General features: G+C 36.9%; 3 protein-coding genes and 1 pseudogene. All 4 read left to right on the forward strand.

Translation table 11 applies throughout. The annotated features are described in order from the left end of the window. The coding region (aroB, locus tag SOR77_RS07985; protein ID WP_320636592.1) for a 3-dehydroquinate synthase at positions 1-828 on the forward strand (828 nt) is incomplete at its 5' end. Continuing rightward, the gene (aroA, locus tag SOR77_RS07990) at positions 825-2,063 is read left to right on the forward strand and encodes a 3-phosphoshikimate 1-carboxyvinyltransferase (protein WP_320636593.1); all 1,239 of its coding nucleotides are present in this window, start codon (positions 825-827) and stop codon (positions 2,061-2,063) included. The genes aroB and aroA, both read left to right, overlap by 4 nt. Continuing rightward, on the forward strand, positions 2,053-3,126 hold the full coding sequence (gene aroC, locus SOR77_RS07995) for a chorismate synthase (protein ID WP_320636594.1): 1,074 nt from the start codon (positions 2,053-2,055) through the stop codon (positions 3,124-3,126). Before aroA ends, aroC begins: the two co-directional genes overlap by 11 nt. After that, positions 3,127-3,968: pseudogene (locus SOR77_RS08000) on the forward strand (shikimate dehydrogenase); the annotation flags it as partial. It abuts the gene before it with no gap.

Consider the following 3,968-nt stretch of genomic DNA (forward strand, 5'->3'; position numbering starts at 1 on the left):
TCATTTGAAGAATTGCAGAAGTTTTTAGAGTTTATGGCTCAAAAAGATATAAATGCAAATGATGTTTTAATAGCATTTGGCGGAGGAGTAATAGGAGATTTTGGCGGCTTTGCAGCGGGAGTTTATCGCAGGGGAATAGACTATATACAACTTCCTACGACACTGCTCTCACAAGTGGATTCATCAGTTGGCGGAAAGACGGCAGTAAACTTGAATGAAGGCAAAAATTTAGTGGGTCTTTTTAAACAACCGATAGCCGTCTATTGTGATCCGGAATATTTTAAGACACTTGAAGATAGAGATTTTAGCTCAGGAGTTGGAGAAGCAATAAAATATGGAGTCCTATTCGATAAAAATCTATTTGAAGAACTCAGCAGGGGAATAGATAAAAATCAAGATTTGAGCAATATAGTAAAGAGATGTGTTGAGTTGAAGAGAGACGTCGTAGAGGCAGATGAATACGACAATGGCAAGAGACAACTTTTAAATTTAGGACATACTATTGCTCACGCTATAGAGATTAAATCCGAATATGAAATAACTCACGGGAGAGCAGTTGCAATAGGGATGGCAATAATGGCACGAGCTTGTAAGAAAATTGGAATTTTTAAGGGTGATATAAGCGATATAGAAAATTGCCTTGAGAAAAATAATTTGCCGACAAAAACCAAATTTAACATAGATGAGCTATTTGAACTAATAGAGAGAGATAAAAAACGCAGGGGCTCATATATAAATGAAATATTAATTGAAGACATAGGAAGTTGCAACTTGAAGAAGCTTAGTTTTGGAGAGTTAAAAGAATTGATAAAAAAGGGAATGAAATGAAGATAAGTTCAAAAATATTAGAAGGCGAAGTGAAAGCCGTTCCTTCTAAATCTTATGCACACAGAGCTTTGATATGTGCAGCATTGTCGCAGGGAGTATCCACAATATATTTTGACAAGACCTCGGAAGATATAGAGGCAACTATATCTTGTCTTGAAGAACTTGGGGCAAGTGTTAAGAGATATTTAAATAGAGTGGAGATCAGGGGAATAACCTTAGGGGAATTCCCCAAAATTAACGTGCGAGAAAGTGGATCGACATTTAGATTTTTGTTGCCGATCAGCACAGTTTTATACGAAAGTATTGAATTTATCGGAGAGGGTAGACTTCCCGACAGACCGATTGCCGAATTGATTGAAGTCTTAAAAGCAAATGGAGTTGAATTTGACAGAGATAGGCTTCCATTTAGGACACATGGAAAGTTCAAAGCCGGGAAATATGAACTTGTTGGGAATGTGAGTTCGCAATACATCTCAGGGATTTTGATGGCGGCGAGCATAATGAACGAGAAATCAGAATTGAAATTGACATCGAGTTTAGAATCTAAAAACTACGTCGATATGACTTTACAAGTTATGAAAGAATTTGGCGCGAAAGTAAGTTTCAAAGATGATGTATATAAAATTTTGCCAACCGGATATAAATCACGAAAGTATAGAGTTGAAGGGGATTGGTCAAATGCGGCATTCTTTTTAGTTGCCGGAGCATTGGGAGGAAAAATTTCAATGTCAGATTTGAATGTAGAAAGTCTTCAGGGCGACAGAAAGATTTTAGATATACTGAGAGATTTTGGGGCTGAAGTTGAGATGGGAAACCGAGTCACAATAGAACCGAAATTTAGAAAAAATATAGAAGTAGATTTGAAAGATGTACCAGATTTACTTCCAATCTTGTCGGTTTTGGCAACTTCAGTAAATGGAGGAGTGTCTAAATTTTATAACGGAGGAAGGCTTAGATTAAAAGAGAGTGACAGATTGAGTTCAACTGCTGAAATGATTAGGAACTTGGGCGGGAAAGTTGAAGAGAGAGAAAGTGAGCTGTTAGTCTATGGAACAAGCGGACTCTCAGGTGGAGAAGTCGACTCATATAATGACCATAGAATAGCCATGGCAAGTAGCATTGCTTCAATTATAAGTGGCGGAGAGATATACTTAAGTGGAGCAAGTGCAGTAAACAAATCTTATCCCAAGTTCTATGAAGATTTTAAAAAATTGGGAGGTGAATATGAGCTCTAGTTTTGGAAAGAATATAGTGGTTACAATATTTGGGGAGTCTCATGGTCATTATATAGGAGTGGTCATAGATGGGTTGCCAATTGGAACACAAATTGACATGGAAAAATTAAATGAGTTTATGTCGAGAAGAGCACCCGGGAAAAACAGATTTGGAACTAAACGAAAAGAGAGAGATTTACCAAAATTTGTAGCAGGAGTTCAAGATGGAAAGATAGTTGCAAATACAATATGTGCAATTATAGAAAACAGTGATCAAAGGTCATCAGATTATGAGCAGTTTAAAGACACTCCGCGACCTTCCCACGCAGATTATGTTGCATATGTAAAATATGGAACTGAAATGGATATGAGAGGCTCAGGTTCATTTTCAGGCAGACTTACAGCACCGCTCTGTATAGCCGGTGGAATTGCAAAACAAATATTGGAGAAAAAAGGAATAGAAGTGCAGTCTCATATAAGTTCCATAGGGGGAATAAGAGATGTTGAGATTGACTATGCGAAGCCGGATATGGAAGCCTTAAAAGAATGCGAGAAAAAAGAGATTCCTGTAATTTCAGAAGAAGTTTCAGAAAAAATTAAACAATGCATAGAAAAAATACGAAAAGAAGAAAACTCAATAGGAGCAGAAATAGAATGTTTTGCAACAGGAGTGCCAATAGGCCTTGGAGAACCGAACTATGACAGTTTTGATGCAGTGCTTGCCAAACTTGTATTCTCAGTGCCGGCAGTGAGAGGTTTTTCATTCGGAGCCGGTTTTGATGCAGTCTCCATGACCGGAAGAGAACACAACGATGAATATGAATTGAATGATGGAGTTAAGACCACCACAAATAATGCGGGTGGAGTTGTCGGGGGGATAACCAACGGAATGCCCATAGTTTTTAAAACGGCAATAAAGCCGACAGCTTCCATAGGTTTGAGCCAACGCTCATTTTCAATATCGGAAAATGTCGAGAAAGATTTGGAAATAAAGGGAAGACATGACCCTTGTATAGGTATTAGAATACTGCCGGTTATAGAGTCCGTTTGTGCATTGACTATCTTAGATTTTATGGAGAATTAAATGGAATACGGATTGCTCGGAGAAAAATTGGGACACAGTTTTTCAAAAGAAATACACAATTTAATAGGAAAATACCAATACGATTTATATGAAAAGAAAATAGATGAGATAGATGATTTTTTGAAGAGTGGCATAGACGGATTTAATGTCACCATTCCATATAAAATAGAAATTATGAAATATTTAGACGAAATAAGTCCAATTGCAAAAAAGATAGGGTGTGTAAATACTGTATACAAGAAAGATGGAAAGTGGACAGGAGACAACACAGACTACTTTGGATTTAAATACACATTGGAGAGTTTGAATGTGGAAATATCTTCGGCGATAATACTTGGAGATGGGGCTACATCTAAGACGGTAGCTACAGTTCTTGAAGATAAGAAAATTGAATTTCAGAAGATATCTCGAAAAGAAACTCCTTATTATTCTCAGATAGAAGAATTTTTAAACGTTGAACTCATTGTGAATACAACGCCGATTGGAATGTATCCAAACAATGGAGAAAACTTGATATCAATCAAAAATTTTAAAAATTTAAAAGGTGTGATAGACGTAGTGTATAATCCATTGATAACATCGCTTTTATTTGAGGCAAGAGAGATGGGCATTCCACACTCAAATGGACTTATGATGTTGGTAGCGCAGGCCGTTAAGGCGGCTGAAATATTTACAGAAACTAAAATCGACAACATACGTGAAATCACAAGTGAGATGATGAAACAAGGGAATATTGTTTTAGTTGGGATGCCCGACTCCGGAAAGAGCAGTATTGCTCCTTTGATAGCTGAAAAAATGAGTAGAGAGTTTGTAGATTTAGATTTGGAAATTGAAAAATTTAG

Source organism: Peptoniphilus sp., assembly GCF_034090345.1.
GTDB lineage: Bacteria > Bacillota > Clostridia > Tissierellales > Peptoniphilaceae > Peptoniphilus.

Excerpts from the sequence above, each read along its gene's own strand:
- aroA (WP_320636593.1), top strand. The coding sequence starts at position 825 with ATGAAGATAAGTTCAAAAATATTAGAAGGCGAAGTGAAAGCCGTTCCT.
- aroC (WP_320636594.1), top strand. The coding sequence starts at position 2,053 with ATGAGCTCTAGTTTTGGAAAGAATATAGTGGTTACAATATTTGGGGAG.